The 22,077-nt window shown below is 49.3% G+C and carries 17 protein-coding genes; 5 read left to right on the top strand and 12 right to left on the bottom strand.

What is annotated here, in order from left to right; genetic code table 11:
• Positions 1 to 9: 9 nt before the first annotated feature.
• From lysA to purU, 8 genes are read right to left on the bottom strand one after another with little or no spacing between them, the layout of a single operon-like run.
• Entirely contained in the window at positions 10 to 1,170 is a 1,161-nt protein-coding gene (lysA, locus tag BLU97_RS11325; RefSeq protein ID WP_074761666.1) for a diaminopimelate decarboxylase, read from the bottom strand.
• 55 nt (positions 1,171 to 1,225) lie between these two features.
• A complete protein-coding gene (locus BLU97_RS11320; RefSeq protein ID WP_013063559.1) occupies positions 1,226 to 2,545 on the bottom strand; it encodes an aspartate kinase in 1,320 nt (439 codons plus the stop codon).
• Positions 2,546 to 2,598: 53 nt separating this feature from the next.
• Entirely contained in the window at positions 2,599 to 3,282 is a 684-nt protein-coding gene (locus BLU97_RS11315; protein ID WP_074761665.1) for a cell division ATP-binding protein FtsE, read from the bottom strand.
• Positions 3,283 to 3,325: 43 nt separating this feature from the next.
• Entirely contained in the window at positions 3,326 to 3,970 is a 645-nt protein-coding gene (gene hisIE, locus BLU97_RS11310) for a bifunctional phosphoribosyl-AMP cyclohydrolase/phosphoribosyl-ATP diphosphatase HisIE (RefSeq protein ID WP_013064526.1), read from the bottom strand.
• 26 nt (positions 3,971 to 3,996) lie between these two features.
• Positions 3,997 to 4,755 carry an imidazole glycerol phosphate synthase subunit HisF gene (gene hisF / locus BLU97_RS11305; protein ID WP_074761834.1) on the bottom strand — a complete coding sequence of 253 codons (759 nt, stop codon included), beginning with the start codon at positions 4,753 to 4,755 and terminating at the stop codon, positions 3,997 to 3,999.
• Between the two features lie 2 nt (positions 4,756 to 4,757).
• The gene (gene hisA, locus BLU97_RS11300; protein WP_074761664.1) at positions 4,758 to 5,477 is read right to left on the bottom strand and encodes a 1-(5-phosphoribosyl)-5-[(5-phosphoribosylamino)methylideneamino]imidazole-4-carboxamide isomerase; all 720 of its coding nucleotides are present in this window, start codon (positions 5,475 to 5,477) and stop codon (positions 4,758 to 4,760) included.
• Positions 5,474 to 6,064, bottom strand: a complete 591-nt coding sequence (gene hisH, locus BLU97_RS11295) for an imidazole glycerol phosphate synthase subunit HisH (RefSeq protein ID WP_073045034.1) — start codon at positions 6,062 to 6,064, stop codon at positions 5,474 to 5,476. Before hisH ends, hisA begins: the two co-directional genes overlap by 4 nt.
• Positions 6,061 to 6,924, bottom strand: coding sequence for a formyltetrahydrofolate deformylase (gene purU / locus BLU97_RS11290; RefSeq protein ID WP_074761663.1), 864 nt, complete (start codon positions 6,922 to 6,924; stop codon positions 6,061 to 6,063). The genes hisH and purU overlap by 4 nt, the downstream gene beginning before the upstream one ends.
• A gap of 188 nt (positions 6,925 to 7,112) precedes the next feature.
• Between purU and greA the strand changes: the two genes are divergently transcribed.
• Entirely contained in the window at positions 7,113 to 7,580 is a 468-nt protein-coding gene (greA, locus tag BLU97_RS11285; protein WP_013063638.1) for a transcription elongation factor GreA, read from the top strand.
• Positions 7,581 to 7,594: 14 nt separating this feature from the next.
• Entirely contained in the window at positions 7,595 to 8,350 is a 756-nt protein-coding gene (locus BLU97_RS11280; RefSeq protein ID WP_175456370.1) for an SDR family oxidoreductase, read from the top strand.
• A gap of 20 nt (positions 8,351 to 8,370) precedes the next feature.
• Here BLU97_RS11280 and BLU97_RS11275 read toward each other — a convergent pair whose 3' ends face one another.
• From BLU97_RS11275 to BLU97_RS11265, 3 genes are all read right to left on the bottom strand, one after another.
• Complete coding sequence (locus BLU97_RS11275) at positions 8,371 to 8,862, bottom strand: hypothetical protein (RefSeq protein ID WP_139209014.1); 492 nt, start codon at positions 8,860 to 8,862, stop codon at positions 8,371 to 8,373.
• A complete protein-coding gene (locus BLU97_RS11270; protein WP_074761660.1) occupies positions 8,843 to 10,894 on the bottom strand; it encodes a TonB-dependent receptor in 2,052 nt (683 codons plus the stop codon). Before BLU97_RS11270 ends, BLU97_RS11275 begins: the two co-directional genes overlap by 20 nt.
• A gap of 112 nt (positions 10,895 to 11,006) precedes the next feature.
• Positions 11,007 to 11,834, bottom strand: coding sequence for a LytTR family DNA-binding domain-containing protein (locus BLU97_RS11265; RefSeq protein WP_074761659.1), 828 nt, complete (start codon positions 11,832 to 11,834; stop codon positions 11,007 to 11,009).
• 140 nt (positions 11,835 to 11,974) lie between these two features.
• Between BLU97_RS11265 and BLU97_RS11260 the strand changes: the two genes are divergently transcribed.
• Entirely contained in the window at positions 11,975 to 12,667 is a 693-nt protein-coding gene (locus BLU97_RS11260) for an SIMPL domain-containing protein (RefSeq protein ID WP_013064955.1), read from the top strand.
• Positions 12,668 to 12,674: 7 nt separating this feature from the next.
• Here the strand turns inward: BLU97_RS11260 and BLU97_RS11255 are convergent, their stop codons facing one another.
• On the bottom strand, positions 12,675 to 16,535 hold the full coding sequence (locus tag BLU97_RS11255; protein ID WP_074761658.1) for a two-component regulator propeller domain-containing protein: 3,861 nt from the start codon (positions 16,533 to 16,535) through the stop codon (positions 12,675 to 12,677).
• Between the two features lie 281 nt (positions 16,536 to 16,816).
• Here BLU97_RS11255 and BLU97_RS11250 point away from each other — a divergent pair, with 281 nt between their 5' ends.
• On the top strand, positions 16,817 to 19,978 hold the full coding sequence (locus BLU97_RS11250) for a SusC/RagA family TonB-linked outer membrane protein (protein WP_074761657.1): 3,162 nt from the start codon (positions 16,817 to 16,819) through the stop codon (positions 19,976 to 19,978).
• Between the two features lie 21 nt (positions 19,979 to 19,999).
• Positions 20,000 to 22,036, top strand: a complete 2,037-nt coding sequence (locus tag BLU97_RS11245; RefSeq protein ID WP_139209013.1) for a RagB/SusD family nutrient uptake outer membrane protein — start codon at positions 20,000 to 20,002, stop codon at positions 22,034 to 22,036.
• Positions 22,037 to 22,077: the final 41 nt, after the last annotated feature.

Genomic DNA, 22,077 nt, shown 5'->3' with positions numbered 1-22,077 from the left:
ACATTTTGCTTACAGCTCATCGCTCATGTAGCCCTTTGGCAGGCGGCGACAGTTGTACTGCGACGCCATAATCTCGCCATAGGCACCAGCCGATCGGATGGCCAGCAAATCGCCGCGCTTAGCCTTGTTCAGGTCGATCTGCTTAGCAAACACGTCGGTGCTCTCGCAGATAGGACCTACCACATCATAGGCCTCGGGTGCTTCGTCGCTGGTGATATTCTCGATCTTATGGTATGCCTGGTAGAGTGCCGGGCGGATGAGGTCGGTGAAGCCTGCATCGACAATGGCAAACTTCTTAACTGCACCTTCCTTAATATATAAGGTACGTGTGATAAGGCTACCGCACTGAGCCACAACGGCACGTCCCAGCTCAAAGTGCAGGGTTTGTCCGGGCTGCAGTTTCAGCTTCTTGGCATAGGTGTCGAAGTAAGCCTTGAAATCGGGAATGGGCACACGGTTGGGGTGCGCATAGTCGATACCCAGTCCACCACCCACGTTGATATGCTCAACACGGATGCGATGACTGATAAGCTCCTGCTGCAACTCGTTTACGCGATTGCAGAGTGCCTCGAAATCGCCCATATCCAATATCTGCGAACCAATATGGAAGTGCAAGCCTACAAATTTTACGTTCTCCATCTTCTCGGCCTCGCGAATCACCTTTACCATATCGCCCATAGCGATGCCGAACTTATTCTCGGCCAGTCCGGTGGTGATGTTAGCGTGGGTGTGGGCACCCACATTGGGATTCAAACGGAAAGCCACGCGAGCCACCTTGCCCTTCTGGGCTGCCAGCTCGTTGATAACCTCGAGCTCGGGGATGCTCTCTACGTTAAAACAGAAGATGTCGTTGTCCAGTCCAAGTTTGATTTCCCAATCGCTCTTACCTACACCAGCATAAACGATTTTCTCCTTGGGGAAGCCTGCCTTGATTGATGCTTCAACCTCACCGCCGCTCACGCAATCGGCACCCAGTCCGGCTTCGCGTATGATGCGCAGAATGCGTGGGTTGGCATTTGCCTTCACGGCATAGTGCACTACAAAGCCTTCGTGCTTGCTGGCTTCGTTGTTAATCGTTTGTAGTGTCTGGCGCAGCAGAGATGTGTCGTAGTAGTAGAAAGGTGTCTCCATCTCGTTGAACCTCTCTACTGGGAATATTCCTTTAGCCATTGTCTTGTTTGTCTCTTTCTAATTTCAATTCTTACATTTTTTAATTTTTACATCTTTACTTTTTAAAGATGGTGTCGCTCAGCTTCTGCAGGGCACGCTTCTTATCCTCCTCGCGAATCAGGAACGAGATGTTGTAGTTAGAACCACCGTAGCTTACCATGCGAACGGGGATATCCTTCAGCGCGTCGAGGGCGATAGTCTCGAAGCCAACATTGCTCCAATCCAGGTCGCCAACCACACAGATAATGCACATGTTGGTATCAACGGTAACGGTACCGTACTTCTTCAACTCATCCACAATCTCGCCCAGGTGAGCGCTGTTGTCGATACTCATCGATACACCAACCTCTGAGGTACAAACCATGTCGATAGGAGTCTGATAGCTCTCGAAAATCTCGAATACCTTACGCAGGAAACCTGTAGCCAGCAGCATGCGAGAAGACTTGATTTTGATTGCGGTGATATTGTCCTTAGCAGCGATGGCCTTAATCTTGCCATACTCGGTCTTGTTGCTGATGGTGGTACCCTCAGCCTCAGGATCCATGGTGTTGAGCAAGCGAACGGGGATACCTGCATATTTGGCAGGCTGCACGCAGGTGGGGTGCAGAATCTTTGCACCAAAGTAAGCCAGCTCGGCTGCCTCCTCAAAGTGCAGCTGGTGTACAGGCTCTGTGCCGTCAACCACACGTGGGTCGTTGTTGTGCATACCGTCGATATCGGTCCAGATCTGAATCTCATCAGCACCGATAGCAGCACCAATCAGCGAGGCTGTGTAGTCGCTACCACCACGCTGCAGGTTATCAATCTCGCCATAAGCGTTGCGGCAGATAAAACCCTGGGTAAGGAATACCTGAACACCCTCGTGCTCCTGCATCAGCGCAGCCAGCTTCTCCTTGATATAAACAGGATCGGGCTCGGCATTCTTATCAGTACGCATAAAGTCGAGTGCATTCAGCAGTACGGCCTTGATACCAATCTCGTTCATGTAGTTAACCACCATGTTGGTCGACATCATCTCGCCCTGAGCCACAATACTCTTCTCCTCGAAAGAAGTAAAGAGCTCCTTGGTGAACGAGCGCAGGTAGTCGAACTCGCTCTTCAGGAACTCGCGGGTTGCGGCCTTGGTCTCGTCCTTGCTGTAAAGCTCGTCAACATGCTTGTCGTACTTCTGCTCCAAGCGGTTAATCACCTCGTTAGCACCATCGGGGTTCTTCTTGTAGAGATAGTCGGAAATCTCGACAAGACTGTTGGTGGTGCCCGACATAGCTGAGAGCACTACGAAAACGGGTTCGTTAAACTTGGTAACAAGTGCTGTTACCTCCTTCATTCTCTCTGGTGAGCCGACGGATGTTCCGCCGAATTTCATTACTTTCATAAGCCTTATATATTTTTCAATGTTCAATCTTCAATGTTCAATGTTCAATGATCTCATGCCTTTGGCTTGATAATCACCTGTTCCATTTTGCCATCCTGGCACTGGAAGGCTTTGCCTGGGTACTTGTTTACCAAGCCGATGTTGTGGGTCGACATGATAACGGCAGTACCTGTTTCGGCGATGCTCTTCAGCAGCTGCATAATGCTGTCGGCAGTCTCCTTGTCCAGATTGCCTGTAGGCTCGTCGGCGATGATGAGCTTAGGATGGTTCAAGATGGCGCGGGCGATGGCCACACGCTGCTGCTCGCCACCCGACAGTTCGTTGGGCATCTTAAACAGCTTCTCGTCCAGTCCTATCTGCTCCATCACCTCGCTGATGCGGTTGTTGATGGCATCGTTATCTTTCCAACCTGTGGCCTTGAGCACAAAGCGCAGGTTCTTATATACGGTGCGGTCGCTGAGCAGTTGGAAGTTCTGGAACACCACGCCCAGGTCGCGGCGCAAGCCTGGAATATCTTTTCGACGGATGGTCTTCAGGTCGCGCTCCAGCACAATAGCCTCGTCGGCTTCGTCGACATCCAGTTCGCCGTAGAGTGTCTTCAGGAGCGAGCTTTTACCCGAGCCTACGCGACCAATCACGTAAACCATCTCGCCCTCGTTAACCTCAAGGTTCACCCCCTCGAGCACCTTAATGCCCGAATCCTGGTAAACGTTTACATTCTTATACGATATCAGCATACCTAATGCTTAATGTTTAATCTTTAATGTTTAATGTATAATGTTATTTCATCTTGCCTGCAGCTTTAGCTTCGCGGCGCTGCTTGTCCCAGTTGGGATCGTGGCGCTTGTGCAGCTCGTCGGCCACCTGCTCTATACGCAAACCCTTGCTGGTGAGCAGTACGGTGAGGTGATACAGCAGGTCGCTGGCCTCGTAAACCAGGTGCTCGTCGGTACCGTTAGTAGCCTCGATCACTGTCTCCAAAGCCTCTTCGCCCACCTTCTGGGCAATCTTGTTGATACCATCCTTAAACAGTTTGGTGGTATAGCTGCCCTCGGGCATCTCCTGATGGCGCTTGTCGATAAAGTCCTGCAACTCGGTCAGGAATGTAACACCGCTGTCGTTGGTCTCGCCCCAACAAGTGTCGGTACCTGTGTGACAGGTTGGTCCGTCGGGGGTTGCCTTCACCAGCAGGGTATCGTTATCGCAGTCCACTTTGATATCTACCAGATGCAGGAAGTTGCCGCTGGTCTCGCCTTTGGTCCAAAGGCAGTTACGACTGCGACTCCAGAATGTAACCTTCTTGGTATCGATGGTTTTCTGGTAGGCTTCCTCGTTCATATAGCCCAGCATTAGCACGTTCTTAGTCTGGGCATCCTGGATAATAGCGGGCACTAGGCCTCCGCTCTTTTCAAAATCTATCTTCATTTTTTAATTTTTACATTTTTGCATTTTTACATTCTTACGTTGATGCCTTCAGCCTTCAGGTAGGCTTTCAGTTCGGGGATGGGAATCTCGCCGAAGTGGAACACACTGGCGGCGAGGGCGGCATCGGCATGACCATCGATAAAGGTATCGCGGAAATGCTCTTTTTTGCCTGCACCACCGCTGGCGATGATGGGGATTGAGAGGTTGTCGGCCAACTCGCGCAGAGCCTCGTTGGCATAGCCTTCTTTCACACCGTCGTGATCCATACTGGTAAACAGTATCTCGCCTGCACCACGCTCCTGGGCCTCGTGTGCCCATTCAAACAGGCCGCGCTCAGTACGCTCGCGTCCGCCTTTCAGGTAGCAATGCCAGCCATCGGCATCAAAACGGGCATCGATGGCCACAACGCATACCTGCGAACCAAAACGACTGGTAATCTCGCTAATCAGTTCGGGGCGGCGGATGGCAGCGCTGTTCACGCTCACCTTATCTGCTCCGGCATATAACAGGCGCTCAACATCAGCCAACTCGTTAATGCCACCACCCACAGTAAAGGGGATATTTATCTCTTTGGCCACACGTGTTACCATATCGGTAAACGTTTTGCGGCCCTCGAAGCTGGCGGTGATATCCAGGAAGCAGAGCTCGTCGGCACCTTGCTCGCTGTAGGCCTTACCCAGTTCAACCGGGTCGCCAGCCGAGCGCAGGTTTACAAAGTTGGTGCCTTTAACGGTCTCACCGTCTTTTACATCCAAACAGGGTATGATTCGTTTTGCTAATCCCATAATCATTTATTTAGTTTGATCAGTTCGCGAAGGTCAATCTTACCTTCGTAAATGGCCTTGCCGAACACAACGGCTGGTACGCCGATAGCTTCGAGGGCCTTGATATCTTCGATACACGATACACCGCCACTGGCAATCAAGTGCAAATCGGGATACTCTTTCATTACACTAGCGTAGAGCTCGAAGGCTGGACCGCCGAGGGTGCCGTCTTTCGAAATCTCTGTGCACAATACGTTCTTCACACCAGCATTCACGTATTTCTTGAGGAAAGGCAGCAGGTCTTCTTCCGAATCCTCCTTCCAGCCGTTGATGCTGATTTTGCCATTGCGCACATCGGCACCCAGAATCATGCGGTCGGGACCGTATTTCTGTAGCCACCAGGTAAACAGGTTGGGCTGGGTAACAGCAATAGAACCAACGGTTACCATCTGTGCGCCAGCATCAAAGGCAGCCTCGATATCGGTATGGGTCTTAATTCCACCACCGAAATCTACTTCGAGTGATGTTTCTGACGTGACCTGAGTGAGCACCTTGCTGTTAACAATATGTTTTGATTTGGCGCCATCAAGATCTACCATGTGCAGACGCTTAAAGCCGATGCGTTCAAACTCGCGGGCCATCTCTAATGGCTCGCCGTACTCGGTTTTCTGGTCGTAGTCGCCCTTGGTCAGTCGTACACACTTACCAGCAATAATGTCGATAGCGGGAATCAGTTCAATCATAAATCGATGAAGTTTTTAATGATTTGTTCACCCACCTTACCACTTTTTTCGGGGTGGAACTGGCAGGTATAGAAATTATCCTTGTGCATAGAGGCCGAGTAGGGCAGAATGTAGTCTGCCGTAGCGATGGTCTCGTTACACACAGGCACATAGTAGGAGTGTACAAAGTAAACGTAAGGGTGCTGGCCTAAATTTTTTAGAATCGGGTTATCGCTTACCCGCAACTCCTGCCATCCCATGCAAGGTACCTTATCCTCATGGCGCTGGGGCTGGAAACGTTTTACTTCGGCATCAAAAATGCCTATACACTCGGTATCGCCCTCCTCAGAGTGGCGACATAATAGTTGCTGACCTACGCAGATGCCGAAAACGGGCTGCTTCAGGTCGCGTATCAGCAGGTCGAGCTTGCGGGCACGCAGATAGTCCATCGCTTCGCCAGCATGACCCTGTCCAGGAAACAGCACCTTATCGGCCTTCATCAGCAGTTCGGCATCGTCGGTCAGCGTGGGTTCTATACCCAGGCGCTTCAGTGCGTTCACCACCGAATAGATATTTCCTGCGTTATATTTTACTATTGCTACATTCATGAGAAAATAATCGTCTTGTTCTTGTATGTGAGGATTTTGCGCTGGATGTGCTTGCTCACAGCGTGTGAGAGCACGATTTTCTCCAAGTCCTTACCCTTCAGCACTAAGCTCTCGGGGGTGTCCTTGTGGGTAATGCGGGTAACATCCTGCTCGATGATTGGACCGGCATCCAGCTCGGCTGTAACATAGTGGCTGGTGGCACCGATAATCTTTACACCGCGCTCGTAAGCCTGATGATAGGGCTTGGCACCGATAAAGGCAGGCAGGAACGAGTGGTGGATGTTGATGATATGATGCGGATACTCGGCTATCATCTCGTCGCTGATAATCTGCATATAGCGGGCCAGCACGATAAACGAGATATCCTCTTTCTTCAGCAGCTCCATCTCGGCCTTCTCTACCTCCTCCTTGTTACTGTGGTCTTTCTTAATGCTCCACACGTAGTAAGGTATGCCAAACTGCTCGGCTACGTAGCGCAAATCCTCGTGATTAGATACGATACAAGGAATGTCGCACTTAAACTCGCCAGCCTTCCAACGTGCCAGCAAGTCGTACAGACAGTGACTCATCTTACTAACGAAGATAGCCATACGTGGACGCTTATCGCTGAAGTACAAGCTGAATTTCATTTGGTAACGCTGCGCATAAAGGGTGGTGATGTACTCGTAAATCTTGTCGCGAGGAATCATAAATCCTTCCAGTTCCCACTCAATACGCATAAAAAACATGCCGTCCACCTTGTCAACATACTGATCCAGGTAAACGATATTTCCCTTATTATCGGTGATAAACTTAGTTACTTCCGAAATAATGCCCTGCTGATCGGGGCAGTGGAGTAGCAGAATTGCTGTTGTTTCCATCTCTACATCTTTATTTTTTTACCTATAAAATTCAAGGTGCAAAGATAAATAAAAAGATTGTAAAAACTGCCGAAATTTGAATAAATATCTAAACTTTGCCAAAAATAGTGCTCTAAATCGTAAAATATGCGTTTTTTTTGCTAATTTTGCAGCCGAATTGATAGTAAATAACACGAAATTGTATCATTATGGAATATATGTCGCAAGAAGGCTGGGACAAGCTCGTAGCCGAATTGAAACAACTGGAGACGGTAGATTTACCTGCTTGTAAGGATGCCATCAGCGAGGCGCGTGATAAGGGCGACCTGAGCGAGAACTTTGAGTATCATGCAGCCAAGCGCGAGCAGGGCCGCCTGTTGGGTCGTATCAGCTTTCTGCAGAAGGTGCTCGAGAATGCACGCGTGATTGATACCTCGCTGTTGGGTAAGGATTGCGTGGGACTTCTGAGTAAGGTTGAGATGACCAATTTAAATAACAATGCTAAGATGACTTACACCATCGCCAGTCCCCACGAGGCAAACCTGCGCGAGGGTAAAATCAGTATCAAGTCGCCTATCGCTCAGGCCCTGCTGAATAAGAAGGTTGGCGATGTGGTAGAGGTACGTGTGCCCGCTGGTATGGTGAAGCTTAAGATTGAGAATATCACAATGGAATAATTAACACAAAAATTATGAAAAAGATTGTATTGATTACAGGTGCCACAAGTGGCATTGGTGAGGCTTGTGCCCGCAAGTTTGCCCAGAATGGCGACAAGGTGATTTTGACTGGACGTAATCAGGCCCGTATGACTGTGATTGCCGACGAGCTGAAGGCCCAGGGTGCCGAGGTGCTTACCTTGATGTTTGACGTGCGCGACCGTGAGGCTGCCCGTCAGGCTATCGAGAGTCTGCCTGCTGAGTGGCAGGAGATCGACGTGCTGGTGAACAACGCCGGACTGGCCTTAGGTCTGGAGCCCGAATTCGAGGGTAACAGCGATGATTGGGACGGTATGATTGATACCAACGTAAAGGGACTTCTGACTATGACCCGCCTGATTGTGCCTGGTATGGTGGCACGTGATCGCGGACATGTGATTAATATGGGTTCGGTAGCTGGTGATGCTGCCTACGCTGGCGGTAACGTGTACTGTGCTACCAAGGCTGCCGTTAAGGCGCTGAGCGATGGACTGCGTATCGATGTGGCTAACACCGCCGTACGTGTAACCAACCTGAAGCCCGGACTGGTAGAGACCAACTTCAGCAACATCCGTTTCCACGGCGACGAGGAGCGCGCTGCCAATGTATATAAAGGTATCAAACCTCTTACCGGCGACGATATTGCCGATGTAGCTGTTTACGCTGCAAACGCTCCCGCTCACGTGCAGATAGCCGAAGTGCTGATTCTGGCTACCCATCAGGCAAGCGGAAGCGTGATTGTTCGCAAATAAAATCTATGCGGCTGCGCTGTTTATTGCGCGGTGGCTTGTTTCATCCCCTCAACAAACTTGGCTTGTAACTGTGCGGCCAGTAGGTTGTGGGGATTTAATTTGAGTGCTTTCTCAAAGTTCTGCAGCACATCCAGATAGTACTTCTGTCCGTTTTGGGATGGGTTCTGCACAATACGCGTCATGTACAGGAAACCACGCAGGGTACATAGATCCGACTGGTCAGTACCTTCCATCTGTGCCATCTGCTCGATGGTCTGTTCGGCCTGTGCCAGCATCGGCTCTGTCTGGGCTGCATGCGGGTTGGTGATGGCGAAATTCAAACTGGCCAAAGCCAACTTGTACTTAGGTGCCACGCTGTCGGGCTGCATGGCCTCCAGGCGCTTCAGCATGCCAATCTGGTTCAGCATCTCATCGGCCGATGGCTGCTGTGCCTGTTGGGCATTCAGGTTCATCACGCTTGCAAAAACTAACACTACTGTAGCAACTACGTGCTTAGAAATTTGATACATCATAAGCTTTATTGTTTTTAAGTGAAACTAAAACTGTTATATAAAAAAATCTGTCGCGATTGGAGATGATGCCCCTTCCCTGGGCATCGTAACGATGAATGTTGGTGCGGCCCAACACGTTGTTCAGCGAGGTGTAGATAATCACCTTGGGACTGAGCAGATACGTCAGGTTTACATCTACGCTGTTGTAATGCGGGGTGGTGCCCTGGGCAAAATGGCGCCCTGTGGCATAGCTCTCGGCCACACCTAAGATACATTTGCCAATGCTGTATTTTGCTGACAGGCGTAGGTTGTGTCGCGAGGCAAAGCTGGGTGTGCACAGTTCGGTATAATCCTGATACAAGCGCTCCGAATCGTTCAGCGAGTAGGCCAGGGTGGTAGTCAGGCGTGGCGAGATGGAGTGATCTTCTACATAGATATCTACACCCTTGCTGGTGCCGTAACCCTCGGCCTGCCACTGGTTCTGCTGCCATAAAGGCAGATGGCGATAACGCTTGTAATAAGGCTCGATACGCAGCAGGCTCGATGTGCCTTTGTACTGCATGCTCAGTATCAGGTGGTCGGCTGTGCTCTGCCCTAAGGTGTAATCGCTCTGGGCCAGCTGGTCGTCGTTAGGTGTCTGACTGTATCGGCCTGCCACCAGCGATACCTGCCACTGCTTGTTGGGTATATAGCTTAGCGTGGCGCGTGGCATCAGCTGCCAACGGGTGCGCATCAGTTCGGCACGGGCCGAGAGGTTTACAAATACCTTTGGCATCACACGCAACTGGGCATCGGCATGGGCACCAAATATGTTGTAATCAAGGGTGTACTGATAAGGCATGAAGTCCAGCGTGCTGTGGCGCAGGTAGTCTTCAATACCTGTCGACAGCTTCAAGCGGTCGTTTACCACCTTGCGCAGTTCGGCTTTCAGGTGTACCTCGTTGCGATGGTTGCGGTAGTGGTCACCAGCGCTTACGGCATCGTCGATATGGTTCCAAACACTCGAGTTGGCTATGCCTGCAAACAGCGTGGTGCCGCGAGCGATAGGTGCCTTGTAAGTCAGGTTGGCATAGATGTTATGCTCCTTCAGACTCAGATGGCGATCGTCCTCGTGCAATCCTACCGAAGTCAGGTCGTAACCCACGTACGATTTCAGCACGCCGCCACGTGTATATTCCTTTTTATATTGCGCTTCGCCCGAAAGCTTGCGATAAGGTCGGGTAAAATCCTGGCGCTGGGTAAACAATCGGTCGTACAGGGCCATGCTGGTATAAGTGGCGTTAAACGATAGGGCGCTGTTGGTAAAGGTTTTGGTACCGCCTATATTCCAATCTACCAGCGAGGCACTTACACCCAACTTATCGCTGGTAGCCATATCGGTAGTCTCCATTGGCAGCACGGCACTCAGCGCCTGTCCGTACTCGCCGTTGTAGCCACCTAAAGTAAAATTGATGCCCTTAAACAGAAATGGTGAAAAGCGGCCACGCACGGCGGTATTCTCGGTATTGGTGCTGTAGGGCACCAGCACGTGCATGCCGTTAACAAATGTCTGGCACTCGTCGCTTTCGCCACCACGTACGTACAGCTTGCCGTCTTCGCCCACCTTCTGGGTGCCGGGCAGCGACTGCAGGGCGGCTACCACGTCGCCACATGAGTTGCCACTCATCACCACATCCAGCGCGTCCATCGTTTTAAAACCGTCGCTCTTGCCAAAGCTGTAGGTGCTGGCTGTTACCACCACCTCGCTGATGGCTGTGGCACGTTCCTGCAGGCGTACATTTATATCCTTCAGTGTGCTTACAGGGGCGGTGCGGGTGTAGTCGTCGTAACCCATATAGGTCACCTTCAGTGTTACGTCGCCCGTCTGGGTGGTCTTAAAACTGAATCGACCTAAGGTATCGGTCAGACATCCGTCTATCGTACCTACAATAAATACATTGGCGGCGGGCAGGGGGGCGCGTCCGTCAGTAACTGTTCCCGTTACGGTGGTTTGTGCGGCCAGGTTGCAGGCCCAGAGCAAACCGATGATGATATGTGCAAACTTCTGTTTCATGCCGCAAATGTACGGCACGTTTTTCATAGTTCCAAATTTTGCTGACCATCAGCTAAAACTACTGACGGAAAGCTAGCTGCGCTGACGAATGACGCGTTTTGAGGACGAATGACTAAGCAATAAAATCCTTCAGCCGGGGTACGTATTGGCGCGATACAGGTATGGTGGTATAGCTGTTTGTAAGGCGCAACTGGTAACCGTTGCTGTTGCCCTTGGCCTGGGTGATATTATTCACGTTTACCACAAACGATCGGTGGCACTGAAAGATATTCTCGTACTGTCGCAACTCGTCGATGGCTGCCGATAGGGTGGTGTGCAGTTCAACGGTGGTTGGCTTGTTGTCGCGCAGGTAACACACGGCAATATTGTTTTTCTGCGCCTCAATATATAATAGGTTATTAATGGGCAGCTCCAGATCGTTGCCACGCACGTTCTGGTCGTGTATCGTGATAGTAATGTCGCGCTGTTCCTCGGTGGTATTACTTAGCAGTGCTTCCATCTGGTGCTTCAGATAGCGGTTGTACTCTATGCCTACCGATATGGCTGTGATGGCGGCGCCTATAATCAATGTCCACCACAGGAACTGAAGGAACACGCCCGCACTGAAGGGCACGCTGAACATCAGTACCAACAGCATGAAATTGCCGATGGCAATAAACAGTATCAGTCCTAACACCGCTGCAGCATCGTGCCATACGCGCAGGGTATTAACCAGTTTGGGTAAGTTTTGCATCACCGTGTAGCCGTACACTATGTAGCACACCATCGTTACCAAGCCGAAAGCGGCTGCCACCAGGCATTTGTTGCCCTGATACTGACTGAATCCGAATGGTTGCAGTAAGTAGAGTATGGCCCAGATAATCACACCGTATATCACACTGTCTCTCAACCAGTGTTTGCTTTGCCCAAAGGGGTATTTTCGTGTCAACAGATTCTTCATCCTGCGTTAAAGTTTCAAGTTTCTGGCCACAAAGGTACAACTTTTTCGTAAATTCCTCAAAGAAATAGGGATTTTCCTATCCGTCGTATCGAAAATTTTCGCATCTTTGCACCGTTGAATCAATCAAAACATTAAAGCGTATGAAAGAGAATCGACTGATTGCATCGGCACTGATAGCTATAGGCATCGTGCTTTTGGGTGTGTTTATCAAGGCTGGTATTGATAACTTTGCCAACAAGGATCGTAAGGTAACGGTTAAGGGCCTGGCCGAGCGCGAGGTGCCTGCCGATAAGGTTACATGGAGCATTGGCACCAAGGTTACTGGTAACGACCTGCCCCTGCTGTACGAGAACATTAACCTGCAAACCAACAAGATTAAGAAGTTCCTGACCCAGAACGGACTCGAAGAGAAGGAGATAACGGTGAATCCGCCTACCATCAGCGACTTGGAGGCACGCGAGTGGGGCGACAACCAGAAGAACTTCCGCTACATTGTTAATACCACTATTACTGTGGCCACCAACAAGGTAACCGAGGTTAATAAGGCCATCTTTAAGCAGGCCGAACTACTGAAGCAGGGTGTGGCTATCGAGAACAGCAATCCGCAGTACGAGTATGCCTCGTTCCAGCAGATGAAGCCTGAGATGATGGCCGAAGCTATTAAGAATGCTCAGAAAACCGCCGTGCAGTTTGCTGAGGCCAGCAATAGCGAGCTGGGACAGATTCAGACAGCCGGTCAGGGCCAGTTCGAGATCGAGGATCGCGATCAAAACACACCTTACATCAAGAAACTGCGCGTGGTAACCACCATTACCTATTCGCTCAAAGATTAATCAGCACCTATTGGTGTTTCAGATAATCGCTGGGCGAGGTGCCGTAGGTATCACGGAAGTATTGAGCAAACATCTTTGGCGAGAGTCCCACCATGTTGGCCACCTCAGAAATATTGGTGCGCCCCTGGTCCAGGAGGCTCTTGCCACGCTTGATGCGGATGGTTCGGATAAACTCTATTGGCGACTTGCCCACGATGGCCATTAGTTTTTTGTAGAGTGTGCCGCGTGTCATGCCCAGATTGCTACTAAGCTGTACTACCGAGTAGGCCGGATTGCTGATGTTGGCCTCTACCTCTGTCAAAACATGACTGATAAGCTCTTCGTCGAGCGAGCTGACGGTAATCTCGCTTGGGGTGATGTCGATACCCGTAGCCACCTGCTGGTGTACATGTTGTGTCCACTCCAGAATCTTGCTGATACGTAACTTTAGCACATTAAGACTGAAAGGCTTGGTAAGATAGTCGGCCACGCCTTCCTGCAGTCCTGCTACGATATCCTCCTCGCTGCTCTTGGCTGTGAGCAGGATAACGGGTATGTGCGAATAACGGATGTTTTTGCGTATGTGTTGTACCAGTTCCATACCATCCATTACAGGCATCATCACATCGCTTATAATCATGCTAACACTATCGTTCTTGGCCAGCTGTTCTAATGCCTCCTTGCCGTTGGCTGCTAAAAGCACTTGGTACTCGTCGCTCAAACTGCGCTGTAGAAACAGGCGCGCATCCGAATTGTCCTCAACTACCAGAATGGTGAGTTGTTTGGGTGAATCGCTTACTGTTTGTGGGGTGGGGATGGTAGACAAAGCAGGAAAATCCTCGTTCTGGCTGGAACTTGCAGCTGTGGGCTCGGTGTATGGCAGTTTGATGGTAAATATGGTGCCTACAGGTTTGTTGTCGGTCACCTGGATGCTGCCGCCCATCATCTCTACATACAGGCGTACAATGTGCAGTCCCAACCCGCTGCCCTCTTGCTCTTGTCCGTGCGTTTCCTGTACAAATCGGTTGAAAATGCTGCGTTTATTCTTGATACCAATGCCAGTATCGGCCACATTAAGCGTAATCTGACTGCCGTTTCGAGTCATACTGATAACAATGCTGCCGTCCTCGACATTATACTTGCAGGCATTCGACAGCAGGTTGGTGATAATGCGGCGCATCTTATTCTCGTCGAATGCCATCTCGATGGGGTCTTCGGGCAGTTGTAACTCTATTTTTATTTGCTTGCGGGCGGCATAGTAGTCGAAACCATGAACGGTTTGGCGCACAAAGTTTACCAGTTCGCCATGACTCAGCTTCAGTTTTTCCTTGCCCTCGTCGAGGCGGCGGAAGTCGAGTAGTTCGAGTACTAAATCGTAGAGCTGGTGGGCATTTTGCCACGCCACATCAATTTCTGTTCGTACAGCAGCAGGCAGACTGGCATCGCGAATCTTCTCGAGTGGTGCCATTACCATGGTGAGTGGCGTTTTAATATCGTGGCTGATGTTGGTAAAGAAGCTGATTTTCTGTTCCTCCATCTCGTACTTCTTGTGATTCAGTTCCATCTGTTTTATGGCCAGTTCGCGCTTTTGGCGACGACGCATGGCGCGCCATGCCAGATAGATGGCAACTATCAAGAATAGCAGATAGCACAGTATGAGTGGTTGTGATAGCCAAATGGGTGGTAGAACCTTAAAGGTTAGTTCGCTCACCTCGGTAACAGCCATGCCAGGCAGTTCGGCTTTTACCTGTAGCACATGGGTGCCAGGTATGAGTGATGCAAAATACAGCATGTTACTGGGCGCACGCATCCACTCCTTGTCGCCCTTAAAGCGGTACAGATAGCGTGCCTTATGGCTAAGTACGGGCACCATCATTGATATGGATACACCTAGACGCTCGCCATAGTCGATGGTAAGGTTGTGGGGCGATTTTACCACAGGATTGCCGTTAATACGGAACTCAGTAAACATGACATGGGGTAGGGGCGGCGAATAGGAATTGTGGCTAAACATCTGGTTTGAATTGGCTGGAATGTTGATGTAGCCAGTAAGACTACCTAACAGTACGTTGCCACCTTTGGTAGTAAGAGCTGCATTATTTGAGAAGATAATATTGTGCAAACCATCCGAATCGAAGTATGGACGGCACTTATACTCGCCGTTGATGGTGCTGATGGATGTAAGTCCGTTGTCGGTACTGGCCCAGATTGTGCCACCTGTAGTAGCCAGTGCACGCACTACATTGTTGGTTAAGCCTTGTTCTGAGGTGATATGCGTAAGCTTCTTGTCTTTTATCCACAAACCATCGCGGCTGCCTATCCACAGCCTTCCGTTGTTATCAACCAAGAGCGTGGTGGCATTAACATGCTGCAGACTGTCGAGCAAACGGTCGTTAACAAACGAGTTGTGCTGGCAATCGTAGGCTGCAAGACCTACCGATGTGCCTATGTATAAGCGATCGGTTTTGGTGTCGTAGGTAAGGCACAGTATGCCATCGGAACGTAATGTCGAGTTGCCAGCTGTGTAGTTGGTAATCTTTTTATCGGCTGTAATACGTACCACGCCCTGATCTACTGTAGCTACCCAAAGTGCGCCATGACGATCGGTGGCAATGGCCTTTACATAGCGCAGACGATCGTATTCGGGAAACAGACGTACAAAACGCTGTCCGTTAAACTGCGAAATGCCACCACCATACGTGCCTGCCAAAATGTTGCCTTGCGCATTGCTGATAAGGGCTGTAACGTTATCGGATGGTAGTAGGCCTTGCTTGGCCGTGTAACTGGTGTTACCCCTCATAATACCGCCGCCATCAAAACCTATCCACAATTGTCCTTGGGCATCCTCCATCAGGGCACTAACATCCTCGTGGTTGTCGGTAGATATGTGGATAAACTCCGGACTGTTTAAATCGGCATATGCAGCACCAAGTTTGGCCGAACCGGCCCAAATAGTGTTGTTGGGGTCGACGTAAAGGCAGGTAATGTGGCTGCTGGTGGGGCGGAACGCACTTACGCGTATAACTTGCCCATGACCAGCCATTACATATACACCGTGATTGCCGGTGCCTACCCACAAGCGGCCCTCGCGGTCCTCAGCTATGGCGTTTACAGTAACGCCGCTGCCCAGGTTTAGCAGAAACTGTGACTGCTGCCACTGGCCACTATCCAACGAATAGCGCCACAGCGAGCCTATGGGTTCGTGCCCGTGATATATCCACAGATTCATGCGACTGTCCATCATGGCGCGGCTGTCGCGGCTGTCAACAGCATAGCGAGGGTGCTGGGTAAGATAGATAAGCCGGTTATAATCGCCGCTTACCTTATATATTTTATAGTCGGTGGTAACCACGAGTGTTGCCCCGTTTTTTGATGCGATGTGTAATATGGGCGACATACGTCGGCAGTCGATATGGCTTAACCGCTCGTTGCCGTAGTTGTAATGGTATAGTCCGCGTTCGGATACCACCCATAGGTTACGTTCGTCGTCCACATAGAATAATCTGATTTTCTCGCCCTCAATGCCCATACGTTGCAGTTGGCTAAGTCCGTTGTTTCGCCATGCCAGCTCGTTGCGTTCGAAGATGAAAATCATTCCTGAGGCAATCATCCACAGGGTGCTGTCGGCAGTTTCGCGCACCATATCCACATCGCCCGACCAGGCTCCCCACTTCTGTGGTTGGAAATTCATGAATCGGTAGCCATCGTAGCGGCTCAAACCGTTAATGGTTGATAGCCACATATAGCCTTCGCTGTCGGTTGTTATGTCGCGTACATAGTTATCTGCCAGTCCGCTTTTTACGTCAACCGTATTGAACAGCCATTCTCTTGCCTGAGCCGTTTGCCACGCAAACAACATGCTTATTGTCAGGATTATGGATCGGAACATAAGTAATATTCATTTTGTTTAGTAGATGCAAAAGTATTAAAAATAGTTCGATATGCAATAATAATAATCTAGTTTATCGATGTGCGATAGGTTTTTTTAACTATTTTTATCCCAAATGTATCTGATGACGCCCCAAATGTATCCAAGATACAAATGAGATAGTATCGGATACATAAACAAATAATTCGGTAGCACATATTACTTATCTTTGCAACACTGTAAACTGTATGAATCATATATTTAACTAACAAATTAATTTTTTTCTTTTAACTAATAACCAGATGAAGAAAAGTAAATGTTATCTATTAGGTATCTTGGCACTATTGTGCCTTATGCCTGCTAAGGTGTTTGCCCAAAGTCTGACGGTGGAAGGAACAGTAAAGGATGAGACGGGAGAACCGCTCATTGGTGTTTCTATTATTGTTCAAGGCAAGGGAACAGGTGCCATCACCGATTTTGATGGTAACTTCCGTATTCCATCTGTTAGTCAGGGAGCAACACTCGAGTTTTCGTATGTGGGCTATCTTACCCAGAGCCATAAGGCAAGGGTTGGCCACATGAACGTAGTAATGCAACCCGACACCAAGACCCTTGAGGAAGTGGTAGTTATTGCCTACGGACAGCAGAAGAAGGTAACTATTACCGGATCTGTATCAGCTGTAGGAGGAGATGAACTGCTTAAGTCGCCGGTTGCCAACGTGGGTAACGCCCTACAGGGTAAGCTGCCAGGTATCTCGGTTGTTCAGCCATCAGGTATGCCTGGTGCCGATGAACCCGTGATTCGTGTGCGTGGTACGGGTTCGCTGAACAGTGCTGAGCCACTGGTGCTGGTGGATGGTGTAGAGCGTTCGTTCGGTCAACTCGACCCAAATGAGATTCAGGACATCTCAATTCTGAAGGATGCTTCGGCCACAGCCGTATTTGGTGTACGTGGTGCTAATGGTGTTATCCTGGTTACTACCAAGCGTGGTACTGCAGGTAAGGCTTCGGTTTCGGTATCTGCTAGTGCTGCCGTACAGCAGATTGCCAAATTCGTAGATTTTGCTGATTCTTATACCTATGGTAAGATGTGGAACTATATGGCTATTACCGATGCCCTGCCTATGAGTCAGTGGCCTGGCACTGCCAATATTAAGGATTACACACCTTATGCCGATGCTGGTATCCGTTTCAGTCAGGATGTGATGGAGCATTTCCGTACAGGCGACATGCCTGTTACCTTCCCAAGCACCGACTGGATTGGTTATATTATGAACGATGCTGCTTGGCAGGAGCAGGTAAACGTGAACGTGAATGGTGGTACTGAAAAGGTAAGATACTTTGTATCAACTGGTTTCCTGAACCAGAACTCGCTGTTCAAGACCTTCTCTAATAATAAGGACGAGACCTTTAAGTACAATCGCTTTAACTATCGTGCAAATCTTGATATCAACGTATCAAAGTACAGTCAGTTGGCTCTTACATTGGGTGGTCGCGTTCAGAACCGTACTACGATGGGACAGGGCGAAGGTTTCTTATTCCGCTACCTGCAGGGTGCCACACCTTATGCTGGTATTGGTGTTGACGACCAGGGGCGCCATATTGTAGCTGATGAGAACTTTGTTGGTCCGTACGATCGTGATGCCCTGTCGAACTACTATGATCTGGGTTATCAGAACGAAAGTACAAATGTGCTTAACCTCGACTTGCAGTACAAGCTCGACATGAGCTTTATCACCCCAGGTCTCGACTTTAAGATTAAGGGTTCATATAATACAGAATATACTGCGCGTAAGAACCGCCAGAACGGATATGGTACAGGTGTAACTTATGTGGCTACGATTGTTGACGGCCAGGAGGTGCTGCGCAAGGAGAATATTACTTGGCCATTACCTTATAGCGAGGCAAAATGGGGTAGCCGTAACTGGTATGCCGAGGCCAGCTTAAACTACGCTCGTAAGTTTGGTAAACACAACGTAGGTGCATTGTTGCTTTACAACCAGAGCAAAACTTACTATCCTTGGGACTCTGATGGTAGCATTTACCAGTCGATTCCAAAGGGTTATGTGGGACTGGTTGGACGTGTAACCTACGATTACGATACTCGTTATATGATCGACTTTAATATCGGTTACAACGGATCGGAGAACTTTGCCGAGGGCAAACGCTATGGTACATTCCCATCGTTCTCGTTAGGATGGATTCCTTCAAGCGAGAAATTCTGGGAACCTCTGAAGAAATATTTTGGCTACCTTAAACTGCGTGGTTCGTGGGGTAAGGTTGGTAACGACAATACCAATGGTCACCGTTTCCTGTATCTGCCAGGTGCATGGACGTTCTATCAGGGCTCTATGACTGGTAATACACGTTTGCGTGGCGCAAACTTTGGCCAAACTGGTAATACATGGCTTAAGGGTGTATATGAGTTAACTGCTGGTAACCCCAACGTAACATGGGAGACTGCTACTAAGATAAACCTTGGTTTGGATGCTGCATTCATTAACGACCGCCTGAGTTTGAATCTCGACTTCTTCTGGGAGGACCGTAAGGACATCCTTGAGAGTAATGCCAGCACACTGCCTGCTATTACAAGTCTTGTAGCCAGCTATGTTAACCATGGTCGTGTAAAGAATCATGGTTATGAGATTACACTGAAATGGGCCGATAATATTGGTGATGTGCGCTATCAGATTTCGCCAAGCTTTGCCTACGTAAAGAATAAGGTAATTGATATGTACGAGGTTCCACCCATGTACGACTATCTGAGCAGAATCGGTCTGCCAGTGGGACAGCGCTTCGGTTACGATCTGTTTGAGTTCTATCAGCCAGGAACCGAGGCCCGTTATAAGGAGGCCTATGGCGTAGATATGCCTGACCAGATGATTGAACTGAAATATGGTGATGCCGTTTACGTTGACCTGAACGACGACGGTGTGATTGACCAGAACGATCAGAAGCCTCTGGGCTATACTGATAACCCTGAGATTACATGGAGTGTAAATGCGAGTCTGAACTGGAAGGGACTCGACTTCTCGATGCTGTGGGTAGGTGCCGACCATGTAAGTCGCACACTCGATGGCTACTTCCGTCCGCAGTTCGGCTCAACCAACACCTCTGCTTTAGCACAGTGGGTAGCCGACAATTCTTGGACCGAGGATAATCCTGATGCCATCCTGCCACGTATCTCAATGACCAACCGTGTGCATAACACCCGTAATTCGCGTGCATGGGTTGTTGACTCTAAGTATGTACGCCTGAAGAACGTGGAGATTGGTTATACTATCAATAAGCCCAAGTTCTTACCACTGCTTAACTACGTAAGATTCTATGCATCGGGCCAGAACCTGCTGACATTTGCCGACTTTAAGGGTAACGACCCTGAGGCTCCTGGTTCAGGTCTTGATTATGGTGTACGCTATCCTATGACGCGTGTGTATAACTTTGGTGTACAAGTTAACTTCTAATGAATTGTAATATTGAAGATTATGAAAAAGATATTTAATTACATGATGGCTCTGGGGATATCCACTGGTATCTTCTCGGCCTGTGTCGATGATATCAATGTGGGTAATGCTTTTCTGGAGAAAGCGCCAGGTGTAGATGTAAATATCGATACGGTATTCTCGAAGGCTGAATATACCCGCAACTTCCTGTGGAGTGCCTACGGACAACTGTATTGTACCTACACCTCAGGAAATATGATGAATGGTGCGCCTATCGACGTGCTTTCTGACTCGTATCATTGCTATTGCGGATGGGGTGGACCTATTCAGAGTTATTATCCAGGTGGACTGACCGAGGATGCTCAGGATACCGAGGATGGTAACTATCAGGGTAAGTTCTCGTATTCTACATTCGAGGGTGGTCTTACATCGGATGCAGGTGGTCGTATATCCATTTACGAAACCGTACGTAAGTGCTGGCAGCTGATTGAGAATATCGAGCGAGTGCCCGATATGGCCGATGCCGAGAAGAGTCGTTTACGTGGCGAGGCTTATACCATTATGGCCAGCCGCTACTTCGACGCTTTCCGTAATTTTGGTGGTCTGTGCCTGATAAAGAAGGCTTATCCTGTTGGCGAAGAGTTTACCGAGGGTCGCTCTACAGCTTTTCAGACTGTTGAGTTTATCGACTCGCTGATTGATTGCGCCATCAAGGAGCCTGGTTATATCTGGAGTATTCCCGATGCAGATATAGGTCAGTGGTCTGGTCGCTTAACACGTGCTGCAGCCCGTGCACTTCGTGCCAAGGTATGGATGTTTGCTGCATCACCTTTGTTTAACAACGATCAGCCTTATATGACATATAGCAAAACTCCTACAGGTTTGGAGAGTGAGCTGCATGTATGGTTTGGCAAGAAAGATCCTACACTATGGAGCCGCTGTTTGTCGGCTTGTGAAGAGTTCTTTGCCGATAATGCCGCTAATGGCGATTATTACCAGCTGATACAGCCTGCAACACAGGATGAAGGCGGTTACCGTATGGCTTATCGTCAGGCATACCGCTATCGTAATAATTCTACACGTCACGAAAAAATCTTCGATGTTCATCCTTCACAGTATCTTACAGATGCCGTTCTGCCTGATGGCTCTCGCGATAATCGCTGGGGTTGGGGATGGCCAGGATTTGCTATGGACTGCTATCGTCAGGGTGGTGCTGTACCAACCACCGAGTTGGTAGAGTGCTTCGGAATGGCCGATGGTCGCGTTTTCCCATATACCGATATTTATGGTGCCGGTAAGAATCCTACTGGTATCGATATCTTTGCCGAGCGCGATCCTCGCTTGTATGAAACGGTAACAGTACCACGCCAGTCGTTCCCAGCTGCTGTTGTTGGTGGCTATCATAACGACGACTATATCGACTGTTGGGAAGGTGCCAACAGATTTAATACTGGCGACGGTAACTATGTGGACCGTACCAATAGCGACGACTTCAAGTCGGGTTATGGTAAGTTTAAGTGGATGCTCGACTATGATCAGAACAAGATGAATGATGAGTACATTGGTGTATCTTATATTCGTATGGCCGAGATGTATCTTATCCGTGCCGAGGCTAAGGCTGAGACTGGTGACCTGAAAGGCGCTTTGGATGATATCCATGTGGTTCGCAGTCGCGTAGGACTGGGCCGTCTGGAGACCATGAATCCAGAACTGAATCTTACCAGCAATAAGGAAAACCTGATTAATGAGATCTTGCGTGAGCGCAACTGTGAGATTGGTGCCGAGTGTGGCGACCGTTTGTACGATATGGTTCGCCGCATGCGTCAGGACCTGTTTACCAAGCCGCTTCATGAGATTCGTATCTATCGCCTCGACTCAAATGGTAACCGTATGGAAACCGACACCAAGTGGGATAAATCTACCCCATGGCCTAAGTTCGAATACGAGAAGCCCGAAATTGCAATAGGCCATCGCCGCTGGTGGGATCCTGGTTATTGGACCAACAAGTGGTATCTTGATCCTGTATCTCGCCGTGAGATTCAAAAGGGATATGGACTTACTCAGAATCCTGGTTGGTAATTCTTTAAGTATCGAAAAATTGAAGAATTGAAAAATGAAAA

Source organism: Xylanibacter ruminicola, assembly GCF_900107775.1.
Taxonomy (GTDB): Bacteria; Bacteroidota; Bacteroidia; order Bacteroidales; family Bacteroidaceae; genus Prevotella; species Prevotella ruminicola_C.
This window is presented reverse-complemented; position numbering and strand designations above follow the sequence as displayed.

Bases quoted from the DNA above. Each gene is read 5' to 3' on its own strand.
- hisIE (WP_013064526.1), bottom strand. From the start codon at position 3,970: ATGAAGATAGATTTTGAAAAGAGCGGAGGCCTAGTGCCCGCTATTATC.
- hisH (WP_073045034.1), bottom strand. From the start codon at position 6,064: ATGAATGTAGCAATAGTAAAATATAACGCAGGAAATATCTATTCGGTG.
- greA (WP_013063638.1), top strand. From the start codon at position 7,113: ATGGAATATATGTCGCAAGAAGGCTGGGACAAGCTCGTAGCCGAATTG.
- purU (WP_074761663.1), bottom strand. From the start codon at position 6,924: ATGGAAACAACAGCAATTCTGCTACTCCACTGCCCCGATCAGCAGGGC.
- BLU97_RS11320 (WP_013063559.1), bottom strand. From the start codon at position 2,545: ATGAAAGTAATGAAATTCGGCGGAACATCCGTCGGCTCACCAGAGAGA.
- BLU97_RS11255 (WP_074761658.1), bottom strand. From the start codon at position 16,535: ATGTTCCGATCCATAATCCTGACAATAAGCATGTTGTTTGCGTGGCAA.
- BLU97_RS11280 (WP_175456370.1), top strand. From the start codon at position 7,595: ATGAAAAAGATTGTATTGATTACAGGTGCCACAAGTGGCATTGGTGAG.
- BLU97_RS11260 (WP_013064955.1), top strand. From the start codon at position 11,975: ATGAAAGAGAATCGACTGATTGCATCGGCACTGATAGCTATAGGCATC.
- BLU97_RS11265 (WP_074761659.1), bottom strand. From the start codon at position 11,834: ATGAAGAATCTGTTGACACGAAAATACCCCTTTGGGCAAAGCAAACAC.
- BLU97_RS11250 (WP_074761657.1), top strand. From the start codon at position 16,817: ATGAAGAAAAGTAAATGTTATCTATTAGGTATCTTGGCACTATTGTGC.
- BLU97_RS11275 (WP_139209014.1), bottom strand. From the start codon at position 8,862: ATGATGTATCAAATTTCTAAGCACGTAGTTGCTACAGTAGTGTTAGTT.
- hisA (WP_074761664.1), bottom strand. From the start codon at position 5,477: ATGATTGAACTGATTCCCGCTATCGACATTATTGCTGGTAAGTGTGTA.
- BLU97_RS11245 (WP_139209013.1), top strand. From the start codon at position 20,000: ATGAAAAAGATATTTAATTACATGATGGCTCTGGGGATATCCACTGGT.
- BLU97_RS11315 (WP_074761665.1), bottom strand. From the start codon at position 3,282: ATGCTGATATCGTATAAGAATGTAAACGTTTACCAGGATTCGGGCATT.
- hisF (WP_074761834.1), bottom strand. From the start codon at position 4,755: ATGGGATTAGCAAAACGAATCATACCCTGTTTGGATGTAAAAGACGGT.
- BLU97_RS11270 (WP_074761660.1), bottom strand. From the start codon at position 10,894: ATGAAACAGAAGTTTGCACATATCATCATCGGTTTGCTCTGGGCCTGC.
- lysA (WP_074761666.1), bottom strand. From the start codon at position 1,170: ATGGCTAAAGGAATATTCCCAGTAGAGAGGTTCAACGAGATGGAGACA.